The sequence below is a fragment of the bacterium genome (assembly GCA_037128595.1).
Taxonomy (GTDB): Bacteria; Verrucomicrobiota; Kiritimatiellia; order CAIKKV01; family CAITUY01; genus JAABPW01.
This window is the reverse complement of sequence record JBAXWB010000003.1, coordinates 89,834-105,206: the sequence shown is the minus strand read 5'-3', so window position 1 is coordinate 105,206 and position 15,373 is coordinate 89,834. Positions and strand designations below refer to the sequence as shown.

Below are 15,373 nucleotides of genomic sequence, written 5' to 3'. Positions count from 1 at the left end.
AATGTCATTAATTCTGAAATCGCGATCCTGGAAAGCCGGGATCAAATTGAAAAAGCCGTGAATGACATCGGCCTGAAACGTTTTGGCGCAGAAGGGACCAATGAAACGGATCGCTTCCTGACCCTTCGCACCGTCCTCAAAAGCTTAAATATCGAAGCAGTGAACAACAGTAATATTATTTCCCTCCGATTCGAAGGATTAGACCCTTCATTGGCTCAGGATTTTCTCTCATCCCTGATCCATCATTATCTCGAAAAACATTCAGAGATTCACCGGGATGCGGGAGCTTACGAATTCTTATCCAAACAAACGGATCAGCTCCGATCCCGACTCAACGAAACCGAAGCTGAACTTCGCGCCTTAAAGACCGATACGGGTATCATCTCACTTGAAGATTCCGCGAAGTTCGTTTCAGGAAAGATCGAGGATTTGGAGCGTCAACAGCGGGAAGCGGAAACGTCATTAGCGGCAAGTGACGCCAAAGTCGGGATGCTACGGCCCGCCCTCTCCATTACTTCAACCAATATGACCAGGGTCTTCCCCCCTCTGGAATCAACTTCTCCCTCCTCTCCTTCCTCCAATTATTCACTACTCGTGGAGCGTCTCAAGCAATTGCAAAGCCGTGAAGCGCAACTTCTCTACAGCTATATGGCATCAAGCGGGCCAGTGCTAGCGGTCCGTGCCCAGATTTCGCAAGCCCAAAAGGAGGTCGACGACGAGTTCAGGCTGAGAAACCAGATTCCCGTAGAGATGACGAATGTGGTCATCACCGCAGGAGCCCAGGAATGGAGTCTGGCCTTGAGAACGGGCGAGGCTGAAGGAGCGGCCTTGAGAGCCAAGATTGAAGTCTTAAAAAAACAAATGGAACAGGCACAGGCCCAGGCAAAACATCTCGCCACACTCGATGAGCGAATGGTTCAGCTCCAGCGCAACAAAGAACTCCAGGAGGAGAACTACCGGTATTTTTCAAAGAGACTTGAACAGGCCCGGGTAGATAATGCACTTGATGCAGCAAAGATTTCCAGTGTGGTTGTTATCCAACCCCCCTCCTACCCCATCAACAAATACAGGGACAAAGTTCCTCAAAGGGTGGGCTTCTCGTTAATCCTCGGGCTTGCGGTTGGGTTGTCCCTGGCATTTGTCAGGGAAAACGTCATTCACACCTCTATCAAGTCCCCTGCTGAGATCGCTACCCGTCTGGGGCTACCGCTATTGCTATCCATTCCTTTCATAAATCAATCTGAACGGACATCTTACATATCGCCAGGCGGCGCTCAAGATGATGATACCGTCCGTGACAAATCAAAGGGAATGACATCCCGGCATAACCTCATGCTGCAGGAAGGCCTTCGTCCCTACTGCGAGGCGTTACGGGACCGAATCATCGCTTCGACGCCGAAGGCGGATGGAAGTGCCTACCTTCTCGGGATTGCCGGATGCCAGCTCGGGGCGGGATCATCAACCATTGTCGCAGGACTGGCATCAGCCATGGCCCGCAATAATGACGGTCAGATATTGATTATCGACGCAGACGTGGACCACGCCTCCGCTCATCGCCTTTTGTCCCAGGGCTCGCCTTCAATGATGACTAATCTTCTTGGGGACGGCCACGGAAACACCATTGTTATCCAGCCGAATCTCTACATGATGAGTAGTTGCGAAGCCACTGATTCGCCGGCTCATATCAATGTGGCGGCGAGTATCACCGCATTTGCAAATAGCCTCAGCACCAGCAAATACCGCTATGTTATTTTTGACCTGCCACCCGTGAACGACATCAGCATGGCACTTCGAATTGCCCCTGCCCTAGATGGCATTCTGCTGGTTCTCGAAGCGGGAACAGGATCTGCGGCCAAGGCCACCCAGGCTCGCGACTTGCTCAATCAAACTGGCCATGCCGCGATGGGGGCGATTCTCAATAAAACCCGGTTTTTCACCCCTTCCTTTCTCGGTGGACAGTCATAAGTCTTCTCAAAATGAACCCTTCTCTATCCTTATTCTGGCTACGATTCCGCTACCTGGTGAAGTCTTTGCTTCCCAAATGGGCGGGATTGCGGATTCGGCAGGCGCTTGCTCGACACAAGTTAGCCTCCATTCAGGATGTATGGCCTATTCTTGAATCGGCAGGAATTCCCCCTCACGGGTGGGCCGGCTGGCCGACGGGAAAACAATTTGCCTTCATCATCAGTCACGATGTGGATACTCAGCGCGGGCTCGAGCGATGTCTCAAGATTGCCGACCTTGAAGAGCGACTTGGCTTCAGGTCAGCCTTTTACTTCGTCCCCAAAGGGAGATACGACGACCCGGTGTTGCTTCGCAATGAACTGGTTCGTCGCGGTTTTGAAGTTGGGGTTCATGGCCTGCAGCATGACTGGCGAACCTTCACCGATCGCCGGATCTTTACACAGCGCGCCCCGCACATTAACCACTTCCTCAACGCATGGGGCGCTGCAGGATTCCGCGCCCCCTCGATGATCCGTAATCTTGACTGGATTCGTGAGTTGAATGTGAGCTATGACGCCTCCACTTTTGACACGGATCCATTTGAACCTCAGCCGGAAGGAACCGGCACCATTTTTCCTTTCTGGGTTGAAGGACTGGGCTCCCGACCCGGGTACGTGGAACTTCCTTACACGTTAGCTCAAGATCACACCTTGTTTGTCCTGCTTGAAGCAAAGACGACTGAAGTCTGGAGCCGAAAGCTGGCTTGGATTGCGGCACATCAGGGGATGGCCTCATGCGATGTTCATCCCTGCTACGCCGATCCCGGAGGAGTTTCAGTCACGGAAGGATCCTACCCGCTGAGTTTCTACGAAGAATTCCTTAAGCATGTGAAAATTGAATACCAGGACCAGTATTGGCACGCACTCCCCCGGGACCTTGCCCATTGGTGGAGATCTGAGTATGGCGCAGGCAGGAGCACTGCGCCTATCAGAAAACGTGCGCATCATCTTGTCGGGTCCTCTGCCTCCAAGATTTGGATTGACCTGGACAACACACCTCATGTCCCATTATTCAAACCTATTATTCGTGAACTGAAAGCGGCGGGGTATGATGTCCTGGTGACCGCGCGCGACGCGTTTCAAGTGTGGGAACTTGCAGACCGTATGGGGGTAGAGTGCATCAAGATTGGGCGACATTACGGGAAACACCGCCTGATAAAAGGAATGGGACTGTGCTACCGGGCGGCTCAACTGGCTCCTCTCATCCTCCGGGAGAAACCCATTCTGGCCGTTTCACATGGATCGCGATCCCAGGTAATCCTCTCCGCTCTCCTGAGAATTCCGTGCATGTTAATTAGTGATTACGAGCATGCTCGCGGACTTCCCCTATTTCACCCAACTCACCACCTCATGCCTGAAGTCATCCCCGACTCTGCCGTCCGGGGCCCCCACGAGAACCTGTTACACTACCCCGGCATCAAGGAAAATGTGTACACCCCTGACTTCATTCCGGACGCGAGTCTCATGCACGACCTCGGCTTGAGTCCTGCCGATACCATCGTCACGGTACGTCCGCCCGCCACGGAAGCCCATTACCGGGCGCCGCTAAGCGATACCCTTTTTGACGCAACCATGGTCTCCCTGCTTGGCCTTCCGGACGTCCGGATTATCCTCGTTCCTCGGAATACGAAGCAATTGGAGCTTCTCAAAATGGTGAACCCACATTGGTTTACGGGCCAGAAGATAATCGTCCCCCACCATGCGCTAGACGGACTTAACCTGCTTTGGCACTCCGATGTTGTCATAAGTGGTGGTGGCACCATGAACCGGGAAGCCGCCGCTCTCGGCGTACCGGTTTACAGCATCTTCGGTGGATCTATTGGCTGTGTGGATCAGTATCTGTCCGACACCGGGAAGCTGACATTCATCCGCAACCCTACCGACCTTCCTGGACAGTTGAATATCAAGAAGCGGGATAAAACCCGGTCTTCGGTCGATACTGACCGACAAACGCTCCAATCCATTGTATCCTGCATTGTCGACATCGCCGAGAATCATTCCTCCTCGCGGGATCGTGATGCCAACAAGACGCCCTCTCAGCAATGCCCTCCCTCACCTCAATAATTTATTATGCTCCGTATCATCTTTACGCTCGATTACGAAATACATGGAAACGGCGAAGGGTGTCCGCACGCCCTGATGGTTGAACCTACTAACCGGATGATGGATCTTTTTGACAAGTATGGCGCAAAACTCACTATTATGGCGGATGTTGCAGAAATTTTAAAATTCAGTGAATACAAGGCGCAAACTGGGCGAGATGATTATTTCTACGATGCGATCGTGGCGCAGCTTCAGGATGCCATTCGGCGAGGCCACGACGTTCAACTTCACCTACACCCCTCATATTTCAACGCAAGGCAGGATGGAGAGCGATGGATTCAAGATTGGTCTGAATACAATGTTGCGAACCTTCCCCCTGACCGAATCAACGAAATACTGAGCCTGGGCAAACACACCCTGGAGAAAATACTGAATCCGGTCATGACTGATTACGCATGTATCGCGTTCCGTGCAGCCAACTGGTCCATGAGTCCCTCTACCAATGTGGTCCAGGCACTTATAAATAATGGATTTAAGATAGACACTTCCGTTTTTAAGCACGGTCAACGCGAGGGGGCAGTGAGTTTTGACTATAGCGCAGCACCTAGCGAGCTGGTCCCCTGGAGAATCGACAAGAATGATATTTGTGCCCGGAGCGAGGACGGCCAAGTATTTGAATTTCCGATTTACAGCGAAAACCGTTGGCTCGGGGCTTTTCTAACGAAACTTCGTATTTACCGCACGTTTGTGAGCAGCATGCATAAAATATCCAGTTCAGACGGAAGAGGTCAGCCCAAAGGATTGACGCCCCCGCAGTCGAAAAGCATGGGCCAAGGGCTGTTACAATGGGTAAGGCGTAAACATGCCTGGAAAGCGGATTTCAATCAATGCACAGGGCAACAGCTGATCGGAGCCTTGAATCGAGCCTCAAGAAACCATGACCGTGGTAATTATGGCGTTCTCCCATTTGTATTGATCGGCCATTCAAAGCTCTTTATCCGGCTGAACCAATGGAGCGTAAAGTCATTCCTCGACTATGCGGCTCGAGACCCTATTCGCTTTCAATTTGGCAGGCTTACCGACACCTTTCTTCCGCCCCCTCTCACGGCCACACCCCACTCTATTCAAACGTGTATGGAATAAAGGGGATTTGACAATGCCTACCTATGTCATCATTACGCCTGCACACAATGAGGCGGACTTCATCGGGAAAACGGCGTTATCCATGATTTCCCAGACGCTCCGTCCTGTAAAATGGATTGTCGTTAACGACGGTTCGACCGATCAAACAGGGGGAATTATCCAGGGGTACGCGAATCGTTATGATTTCATTCAACTTATCAACCTGAAGCGCGACGCTGAACGAAATTTCGCCCGTAAGGCGATTGCTTTTAAACGAGGCATGGAGGAAACCCGTGATTTGGTTTTTGAATATATCGGTAATGTGGATGCGGACATTTCCTTCGAACCTCAATACTTCGAGAACATTCTGAAAGAATTCAGCACCGATCCTGATTTGGGCCTGGGCGGGGGGATTGTGTACACCAAATACGACAAGGACTTCAAAACTTACGACACGACGCTGGATAGTGTTGGTGGAAAGGTTCAGCTGTTTCGTCGCAAGTGTTTCGAGGAGATCGGGGGCTATCTCCCTCTCAAGCACGGCGGCATCGATGCCGCTGCTGAGATCATGACCAGAATGAATGGCTGGATGGTAAGAAAATCACTCACGAACAAGGTGCTCGAGCATCGCCGTACGGGGTTTGCTCATGGACGACCATTGATGACCAGCCTGCGTGATGGCCGGAAATTCCATTCACTGGGGTACGGGGCCCTATTTTATCTTCTGCGATGTATCTACCGGATTGGAGACTATCCCGTTGTAGTGGGCAGTGGCGCAGCCCTGGCGGGTTTTATCTGGAGTATGATCCGGCATGAGCCGATCGCCTTACCGCAGGATGTGGTTGATTACTTGCGGGCAGAACAACGGATTAAACTGAGGCAAGCGCTCGGATTCAGTTAACCCGGCCAAATAGAAGTCCATCGTCAGATTGAAACATACTATGTGCGGCATTACTGGAATTTTTGACAGAACAGGCAACCCTGTTGATAGCCAACTCCTGAAAGCGATGACAGCGTCCATAAGCCATCGTGGTCCTGACGGAGATGGACAATACATCGACCATGAAATCGGGCTGGGACATCGGCGACTTAGTATTATTGATCTGGGAGGTGGCGCCCAACCTCTCGCCAATGAAGACCGGACGCTACAGATTGTGTTTAATGGAGAGATCTATAATTTCATCGAATTGCGCAAAGAACTCGCAGGCTTCGGCCATCAATTCAGGACACGATCGGACACAGAAGTCATCGTCCATGCCTACGAACAGTGGGGAAAAGACTGCGTCAGCCGCTTCAACGGTATGTTTGCCTTTGCGATATGGGATACGAATAAACGGGAATTATTTCTTGCTCGTGATCATCTCGGGATAAAACCCCTCTATTACGTCTGGATAGGCAATCGCCTGCTTTTTGGATCAGAAATCAAAGCACTGATGCAGGATTCCTCATGCCCGAATGAGGTGGATCTGGAATCCCTGGCAGAACTCTTTACATTCCGGTCAGTCCCTTCCCCAAAAACATTATTCAACCATATCTACAAGCTGCCACCCGCGCACTGGATGCTGTGTTCCCGTGACAAAATGGAAGTTGAGCGATTTTGGAATTGGGTGCCAGAGATACGACGTAAGTGGCGCGAAGAGGATTTAATCCAGGAATACCAAACTCTGCTAGAAGATGCCGTTCGCCTGCAACTCCGCAGCGATGTGCCGCTGGGACTATTCCTGAGTTCAGGGGTCGACTCTGGAGCGTTGCTGGCGATAATGAGTCAACATTCATCCAGCCCGGTCCAAACGTTCACCATTGGATTCGAGGGGGGAGAAAAGACCAATGAGGTTGAAGACGCCCGATTGACCGCACGCCAGTTTAATGCGGATCATTTCAACATGATTGTGGGATCATCAGACTACCAGAAATACTATGAACGATATATGTCCGACCTGGAGGAACCTGTCGGCCATGAACCTGCCGCCGCGTTCTATTTTGTCTCGAATATCACCAGCGCGCACGTCAAGGTCGCATTGACTGGACAGGGCGCTGATGAACCCTGGGCAGGTTATGACCGCTATAAAGGCGTTAAACTTTCGACCTTCTACAGCCGCCTGCCATCGGCATTGACGAATGGGGTAGCGGCAGTCATTTCGAAAGTGCCCGGACGACTGGAACGATTAAAACGTGGGGCCGCTTCCCTCGGAGAAAAAGATATGCTGACGCGATTTACTAAAGTCTACTCATTTTTCAGCGCAGAGATGAAAGACAGGCTTTATAAGAATCAAATGAAACAACAGTTCGAACTGGCCCCGTTTGGCACAAGGGAGGCGCTTAAACGCTTACAAACCGACGTGCAGCACCTAGATCCGCTCAGCCAGATGCTATATATTGATACGCGAGCGAACCTACCTGACGATCTCCTTATGGTTGCGGATAAAACCTCAATGGCCAACTCGCTTGAAGTTCGCGTGCCCTTCCTGGATTACCGTTTGATCGAATTCATTGAATCCCTCCCGCCCAAACTCAAGCTCAAGGGAATGACTGGAAAATATCTACATAAGAAAGCCATGCTCAAATGGCTTCCACGCGAAGTTGTCTATCGCAAGAAGAAAGGGTTTGCGCATCCCATCGCTCACTGGCTTCGCACGTCCATGAAACCCCTTGTGGATGATTGCCTCTTAAGCAAAGAGTCCATTGTGGCACGCTATTTTGACCAGGGCTACATTAGACAAATGCTGGAACGTGACCGGCAGGGACAAGAGCAATACATGCGCCACATCTACCTGCTCCTCTCTTTGGAGCTATGGCGCCGCACCTTTCTTCCCGGTTAACCCATGAATCCACTTGCAGTCATATTTACCTTGCTCACCGGCTATTACCTGTTGAAACTACCGCGGACATGGGCCCCGCTGCCATTGTTGATTGGCGCCAGTTATATGACACTAGGTCAGTCGATTTCTATCGGTCCATTTCATTTTTACGTGATCCGGATATTGATCACCCTGGGCTCGATACGGGTCATATTCAGGGAGGAACGGCTCATCGGTGGATGGCAGAATTTGGACCGGATGATGATCCTCTGGTGCGGGTGTGCCGTGTTAAGCAGTTTTTTTCACGAAAACTTCTCGGCCGCCCTAATCAATCGGCTGGGATTTGCCTATGATGCATTAGGCTTGTACTTTCTGCTTCGGATTTTCATTCGCGACTCTGAAAACGTCAAGTCTCTGATCAAGATACTCCTGATCGTTTTGGTGCCGATTGCGATTGAGATGATCATGGAAACAGTAACAGGGAAAAGTATGTTTTCTTTTCTGGGCGGGGTTCCGGTACTGAGCGAAGTGCGCGATGGCCATGTCCGGGCACAAGGCCCCTTTGGGCACTCAATCCTGGCAGGAACCGTTGGGGCCGTATGCCTGCCACTCGCGCTTCTTTTCTGGAAAGACAATCGCCGTCTGTCCCTATTAGGTCTGGTTACAACAGGAACCATGGTGCTGACTAGCCGTTCCAGCGGGCCCATTATGACGGCCCTTATGGCCTGTCTAGGATTGAGTCTCTGGAAAGTCCGGGCACATATGCGACTGATCCGTTGGTCGGCTGTCCTTGCAGTGATTACCCTTACTTTTGCTATGAATGCTCCTGTGTGTTATGTCCTGGCCAGAATTGACCTCACCGGCAGCAGTACTGGCTGGCACCGTGCCGCGTTGATAGACTCTGCATTCAAGCATCTTGATGAATGGTGGCTGGGAGGCACCGACTACACCCGGCATTGGATGCCCACAGGGGTCGGCTGGAGCGGTGATCACACAGATATGACTAATTATTATCTCAAGCTGGGGGTTCTGGGGGGGCTGCCGCTGATGCTGCTATTTATCGGTGTGCTGGCCAGCGGCTTTACCTCTCTCAGTCGAGTCTTCCACTCGAGCGATGATCTTTCGTCTGACAGACAATTTTTACTATGGACGCTGGGCGCTGTCTTGTTCGGCCATGTTGCCACGATGGTGTCAGTGTCATATTTTGACCAGTCAATTGTATTTCTATATCTGATACTGGCAAGCATCGGTTCCGTGCAGACTTCCTCGGCGTCAGAACCGAATTTCGTCATGACCGCATCAATCTGTCATGAATAAGATATCCGTCATTATTGTCAGTTGGAATGCTAAAGATTTCCTAAGGAACTGCCTGGCCTCCATTTACAAAAACAGCGGCACACTTATCGGCGAGGTAATTGTGGTGGATAATGCCTCTACTGATGGCTCTCCTGAAATGGTGACCAAAGAGTTTCCCGGCGTCACAGTCATCCGATCCAGCAATAATCTTGGCTTTGCCTGCGGCAATAACCTCGGAATCAAACAAGCCTCTCACGACTACTTGGCTCTGGTTAATTCCGATGTGATTGTCCATCCTGGATGTTTTGAAACTTTAACGGCGTTTCTGGAACACCACGAGGAGGCCGGACTGGTAGGGCCAAAAGTTCTTGATAGAGAAGACCGGTTACAGTCGACCTGCCGTCGTTTTCCTACTTTGATGAACACCATCTGCCGGGCCCTTGCCCTGGACCACGCGCTCCAACGCTGGCCGCTTCTATCGAGGGAAATGACCCCTTTATCTCATTTTACCGAGAGCGACGTGGAGGTGCTGAGCGGTTGTTTCTGGTTAGCCCGTCGCAAGGCCGTTGACGTCGTGGGCGGCTTGGATGAACGCTTCTTTTTTTACGCAGAGGACGTCGACTGGTGTAAACGATTCCGGGATGCAGGATGGAGGATCATGTTTATACCTCAAGCCAGCGCCACTCACTTCGGGGGTGGCAGTTCCGACAATGCGCCTTTGCGCTACAGCATCGAAATGCTGCGCGCCAACCTCGCTTTCTGGCGAAAGCACAACGGCATACCGGGTCAAGTCGCTTATTATTTACTTTCCATCCTTCATCACTTTCTCAGACTGATACTAAGGGGATTAAACGTGGTGATCCGTAGTGATCCCACCAAGGAAGCCAGGTTTAAGTTTACGAGAAGCCAAGTTTGCCTTCGCTGGCTGATTACCGGCAAGGAAACGTTTGACAGGAGTGCATTATGAAAATTAAAACTAAATATTTCAACCGTCTCATCAGTATGGGCATTCGATCCAGCGCTATCGTGCTGATTGCCCTTGCTTCGCCGGCCTGGGCCGCCAATCACTACATCCGAGCTGGGGCTACAGGGAGTAGTACTGGCAATGACTGGCTCAATGCCTATACCGACATTCCAGCCACTTTGATCCGCAACGACACCTACTATATCGCCGGCGGAAACTACGGAAAACACACCTTCAATTCAATTGCAGGAACGAGCTATGTCTACCTGAAGAAAGCCACCGCCGCAGAGTGCGGGGCGGTCAATGGGTGGCAAGCCTCTTACGAAAGCAATCAGGCGGTATTCACGGCTGCCAGCGGAACGGTATGGACCGTCAGCCTTTCCTATTTGTCGGTGGATGGGATTACCGGGTCCGGGATCAACAGCAGCAGTTACGGCATCAAACTGGTACAGGGATCTGATGGATCACAGGATGATTGCATCGGCACCTATGGGGGGAAGCAATCCTACCTGATACTCAAACATGTAGAAATGCAATGTCCCTACCCGGACGGCAGCGCGGCCGGGTTGCCGTTCGACGAAAAAGGCATGACGTATGGAGGCGGCTTATCGGTGGGTCAATTCATCCAGAACTGCTATTTGCACGGAGGTCTGGTGGGGATGTGTTTCACCGGAGATGCGGTGACCGATCAAGGCATCATCATTGACCATTGCTATCTGCGCTCATTTGCCGGACAGGAACACAGCGAAGTCTTTCAGTTAGCTGACACCAAGAATGTGACCATACGTTACTGTGATGTGGCGGACTTGCTGTATCCCTCCACAACCTACATTGAACCCCAGTCGTATGGTACTCTCCGGGTAAACGGCATTTATGTTTACGGCAATGTTTTCTGGGCCGCAACTGCCGCCGAGGGCAATAACAATGCCGGCGTGCTTTCAATGACTGGGGTAGAAAACTGCGACAACGTCCTTATTTACAATAACACCTTTTACGGAATGCACGGTCCTTCAGGTGTTTCGGGAGGCAATGTCTCAGGCTCAACAGGCATTATCGTCCAGAATAATCTCTGGCAGGCGTGCGTGTATACTCCCGGCTTTGCCTACGTTCAAACGCAGGACCACAATATCCTGAATACGGGGGTGGCTCGCTTTATGAATGCGGCGACAGGGGATTTCCGGCTGGCCACCAATACCCCAACCGCCGGCGTCACGCTTGGAAGTCCATATAACCTTGACCCGAGCGGCAATACGCGAGGGGCTGACGGCTGGTGGGATATCGGAGCGTATGAATTCGGGGGAACCAATATCGTCGCCCCCCCTCCCCCGCCCGTAGCAAATGTACCAACGGCCAACAACGACAACTACAGCATGGCTCAGGGAACAACCCTTACCATCATATCGGCAAACGGAGTGTTGAGCAATGATACAGGGAGCAACCTGACCGCTGTGATCTCGAACGGTCCAACCAACGGCACATTGAACCTGAACCCGAACGGAGGATTCACTTATACCCCGTCGACAAATTTCACCGGCTTGATCAGCTTCAGTTACCGGGCCAGTGATGGTTTGACTAATTCAGGTATTGCCGTAGCGAGCATTACCGTTAACCCTTCCGGTGCCCTTTTTTCCGATGACTTTTCAAGAACGTCGCTATCGCCGTGGAATAGCATTCTAGGCACCTGGAGCCTTTTAAGTGGAACCTTGCAGGGGATCGCTGGATCCGGAGCATATGGGTATCTGTGCCTGGCCACCAATTGGACGGATTACTCGATTGAAGGGCGCATTCAATTTTCATCTGATGCATATGGCGGTGGATTAGGCGGCAGGGTGAATCCGACCACTGGCGCCCATTATGGTGCTTGGGTGTATCCCGTAAATGGAGGTAATGTAATTAAACTGATCAAATTTTCAGCATGGACCAGTTGGAGTGGCACGCCCATGCAACAGGTGAGCTTACCGGCGGTGGGCACGAATTCACATTCACTCAAGTTAGTGTTTCAAAGCACGCGGATTCAGGTCTATTATGATGGTTCGGTTTTGCTGGACGTGACTGACACCGGGTTTGATGGCACTTCGCCCTTTTTGAGTGGCGGAATTAGCGTGGACCTGAGCCAAGGCACCATTATCGCTGACAACATCCTTGTTTCATCACTGATCTCTCCCACACTTTCGTTAACTCCAATGAGCCAGAGCTTCGGTTTAATCACTGTTGGAACAACCGCAGACCGTTCTTTTACTGTTCAGAACTCCGGCGGAGGAACTCTCGCAGGTAGCGCGAGCGCCCTGGCCCCATTCAGCGTCATTTCTGGCAGTCCCTATAGTCTCGGGGCTGGCGTGAGCCAGACCGTGACGGTCCGTTATAGCCCGGTCTCAGCAGGCACAAATAGCCAGAATATGGCTTTCACGGGTGGCGCGGGAGCAGTGGCAACTGTGAACGGGGTAGCCGTGTTACTCCCTTCGATATCGATCTCGCCGGGCAGTCAGAGCTTTGGCTCTATCCCTGTGGGAACAACGGCAGACCGCTCATTTACAGTTCAGAACTCCGGCGGAGGCACCCTCTCGGGTAGCGCGAGCGCAGTGGCTCCGTTCAGTATCCTCTCCGGCAGTCCTTATTCTCTCGGAGCGGGATTGAGCCAGGCCGTCACAGCTCGTTACAGCCCAACCACCATTGGATCAAATAGTCAGGGCATTGCCTTCACAGGAGGCAGCGGAACCATCGCAACAGCCACCGGCTCAGCCTGGTTGCCACCAGTCGTTTCGGCTATCACCCAGAACGGTCTTGATGTCAACCTTTCCAAATCCGGGCTCCAGGTATTTGCAGGGTCCGTTGTCCAGTATTCCGGAACCGCCTCCGACCCAAATGGTTATCCGATGACCTGGCAGTGGTTATATACAACGAACGGAAGTGAAACCGTGGTTCAAAGCGGCACTGGATCCGTTTTAAGCATTAATTTTAACTACATGACCGGCGCGGCAGGCAGTACGTTTATCTGGAAGCTGCGTGTAAACAATGGCGTTTCCAGCGCCGAATCTACCCTTGCGGTCGGGGTTGAAGCCCCTCCTCCGCCAGTGGAGGGATTGACGTTCCTGTCGGGATCAGGAGTTATTACTGCCCCCTTCGTCTATACCAACTCATCAATCAGCCAGCCATTGCAAACCTTTGACCCGGCCTTGGGTGGCCGCGCCGCTTATTCTTTTACGATTACCTATCCGGGAAACTACATCCTTCAGGGGCTGGTGAATGCGCCCAATATCGGAGCCAACTCCTTTTTCCTGAACATCGACGCGGAACCCGAAGATCCAACCATGATCTGGGATATACCGACTACTTCGAATTTCGAACAACGGGTAATAAGCTGGCGAGGCAATGGCTCGGAAGCAAACAATCAATATATCCCCAAGATCTTTGCCCTCACCCAGGGCGTGCATCAGGTCATCATCAGGTGCAGGGAGGCTGATGTGCAGCTCCAAAGCTTTGTCATTCTCCAACTCCCCCCTGCCCCTCGCAATTTACGGGTCGTCGCCCCGTAAGTATATGACAGCGGAACCTATAAAGTCCTCCACATGCACCTGCATTTTCATAGATTATTTCTCCTGGCTAAAACGGGAATATTTTGGAGCTGGAGGTTCCATTCGTTCGGCACACGATCCGTTCTTGGAAAATGCAGATTTGTACGCAATCCGAAGGCCATCAGCATAGGGCATCACACCTCACTGAATGATGGCTGGTGCCTGGCCGACCTTTCACCGGCAGAACCGGGAGATGATCCTAAGATCCGGATTGGCGCTCATTGCAGCATCCTGCATGATTTTCAATGCAATGCGAGTGTATCGGTGGAAATTCAAGACTTCGTGTTGATTGCCCCAAGGGTATTTATAACGGATTCAGATCATATCGTTGATGCATTGGGAGAACGGACGACACAATGCGACAAATTCAGGAGTAAGCCGGTAGTGATCGAGCATGACTGCTGGTTGGGCGTCAATGCCGTAATATTGAAAGGTGTCAGGATCGGACATCACTCCATCATTGGAGCAAACGCCGTTGTCACGAAGGATATCCCGCCCAACAGCACGGCGGGGGGAATTCCCGCCAGAATCATCCACTGAGGACTAACCTAATTCCTTAAGGGAGAGCGTCGAAATGGGAAACCCCTTAGTCAGCTTTGTTGTCATCGCGTACAATCAGGAGCGTTTTGTTGCTGACGCCGTGCGAAGTGCATTGTCGCAAACGTACAGCCCACTCGAGATCGTCTTGTCTGATGACTGCTCCACAGACTCAACTTACGAGGTCATGAACGCTGAAGTGGCCGCTTATCACGGGCCTCACAAGGTCATCCTGAACCGAAATCCAACCAACCTCGGATTAGCCGGCAACTTGAATCGAACGTGGGAACTTTCAACAGGGAAATTCTGCGTGATTCAGGCAGGGGATGACATGTCGCTACCCCAGCGCACCGAAAAAGTGGTAAGGCGTTGGTTGGATAAGTCTTCCCCTGTTGACCTTGTTTGTAGTCCATTCGAGGAAGTCGACATTAACGGCAGACCCACCGGGTTTATCCAGCGGAATGTCGTATTTGTCCCGGAGCTCTCGCAAAAAGCACGCCACTGGCGATGTGGCGCCACAGGGGCTTGTGCGGCCTATAGCCGAACCTTGCATGATGATTACGGCCCGCTTGATCGACATCTGTTTACCGAAGACTGGGTCTATTCATTTCGTGCCTGGTTGACGTCCGGAATTGGAGTTTTGGATGAACCGCTAGTTCAACACCGTTCCCATGAAGAGTGCCTGTCAATTGTGTATCGGGATATTCCCGCCGTGAAGGAAGGTTCGCGAAGAACGACACTGAGACGCAAATCCTCAGAAAATACGCTGGCGATCGCAAAAGAGTGGCTAAACGCCTGGCAAAAGAAGCGCGGGGTACACCACCCAGAGGTCGAGAATGAGCTCAAACGCATGGTGAAGATTTACGAATATGATGTCAGGGCGTTTGATGCGACACGCCTCGAGGCCATAAAACTGGCATTCCTGATTATATTCAGCGGGGGTACGTTTCATAATGCTGCCAAGATTTTGGTGCGCCACGTATTGAGATGGGATTGGGACATTAAGCTTAAGCTACTGACATAACTTTAACGAGGATT

The 15,373-nt window shown here is 51.7% G+C and carries 10 protein-coding genes; all 10 read left to right on the top strand.

Annotated features, from left to right (window positions below; all coding sequences use genetic code 11):
• The first annotated feature begins 57 nt into the window (after nt 1–57).
• Nucleotides 58–1,965 carry a hypothetical protein gene (locus tag WCS52_02595; GenBank protein MEI6166060.1) on the top strand — a complete coding sequence of 636 codons (1,908 nt, stop codon included), beginning with the start codon at nt 58–60 and terminating at the stop codon, nt 1,963–1,965.
• 11 nt (nt 1,966–1,976) lie between these two features.
• On the top strand, nt 1,977–4,067 hold the full coding sequence (locus tag WCS52_02590) for a DUF354 domain-containing protein (GenBank protein MEI6166059.1): 2,091 nt from the start codon (nt 1,977–1,979) through the stop codon (nt 4,065–4,067).
• Between the two features lie 6 nt (nt 4,068–4,073).
• Nucleotides 4,074–5,189, top strand: coding sequence for a hypothetical protein (locus WCS52_02585; GenBank protein ID MEI6166058.1), 1,116 nt, complete (start codon nt 4,074–4,076; stop codon nt 5,187–5,189).
• A 13-nt stretch (nt 5,190–5,202) separates the two neighbouring features.
• Nucleotides 5,203–6,069, top strand: a complete 867-nt coding sequence (locus WCS52_02580) for a glycosyltransferase family A protein (protein ID MEI6166057.1) — start codon at nt 5,203–5,205, stop codon at nt 6,067–6,069.
• 40 nt (nt 6,070–6,109) lie between these two features.
• The gene (gene asnB, locus WCS52_02575; GenBank protein MEI6166056.1) at nt 6,110–7,987 is read left to right on the top strand and encodes an asparagine synthase (glutamine-hydrolyzing); all 1,878 of its coding nucleotides are present in this window, start codon (nt 6,110–6,112) and stop codon (nt 7,985–7,987) included.
• Nucleotides 7,988–7,990: 3 nt separating this feature from the next.
• On the top strand, nt 7,991–9,283 hold the full coding sequence (locus WCS52_02570) for a hypothetical protein (protein ID MEI6166055.1): 1,293 nt from the start codon (nt 7,991–7,993) through the stop codon (nt 9,281–9,283).
• Nucleotides 9,276–10,229 (top strand): glycosyltransferase family 2 protein, encoded by a 954-nt coding sequence (locus WCS52_02565; GenBank protein ID MEI6166054.1) that lies wholly within the window; start codon nt 9,276–9,278, stop codon nt 10,227–10,229. The genes WCS52_02570 and WCS52_02565 overlap by 8 nt, the downstream gene beginning before the upstream one ends.
• On the top strand, nt 10,226–13,759 hold the full coding sequence (locus WCS52_02560; GenBank protein MEI6166053.1) for a choice-of-anchor D domain-containing protein: 3,534 nt from the start codon (nt 10,226–10,228) through the stop codon (nt 13,757–13,759). Before WCS52_02565 ends, WCS52_02560 begins: the two co-directional genes overlap by 4 nt.
• Nucleotides 13,760–14,182: 423 nt before the next feature.
• Nucleotides 14,183–14,338: a DapH/DapD/GlmU-related protein gene (locus tag WCS52_02555; GenBank protein MEI6166052.1), complete on the top strand. Its 156-nt coding sequence runs from the start codon at nt 14,183–14,185 to the stop codon at nt 14,336–14,338.
• A 34-nt stretch (nt 14,339–14,372) separates the two neighbouring features.
• Nucleotides 14,373–15,359: a glycosyltransferase gene (locus WCS52_02550; protein ID MEI6166051.1), complete on the top strand. Its 987-nt coding sequence runs from the start codon at nt 14,373–14,375 to the stop codon at nt 15,357–15,359.
• The last annotated feature ends 14 nt before the right edge of the window (nt 15,360–15,373 follow it).